This is a genomic window from Ligilactobacillus animalis KCTC 3501 = DSM 20602 (genome assembly GCF_001434535.1).
Classification (GTDB): Bacteria; Bacillota; Bacilli; order Lactobacillales; family Lactobacillaceae; genus Ligilactobacillus; species Ligilactobacillus animalis.
Map to the genome: position 1 here is coordinate 1 of NZ_AYYW01000041.1, position 206 is coordinate 206.

Here is a 206-nt window from a genome sequence, read left to right on the forward strand (position 1 = left end):
GAAACAACTTTTAATTCACCAGTTAACAACTTAGCGCCACTCATGTGAATGTCATACCAATTCTTAATTCCATGTGGTTTATCCAAGCGCAACTTACCCTTAATAATCTTGGCACGGTCAGTTTTAAAACCCTGTCTAGTGGCTTTCTTTGATTTAAAACGTGGTTTACCCCAATCAACTTGTGCCTTATCAAAAAAGTTCTTCCA

At 37.4% G+C, this 206-nt stretch carries 1 pseudogene; it reads right to left on the minus strand.

The window, feature by feature from the left end:
- Positions 1-206 (minus strand): annotated as a pseudogene (locus FC30_RS09555) (RNA-guided endonuclease TnpB family protein); the annotation flags it as partial.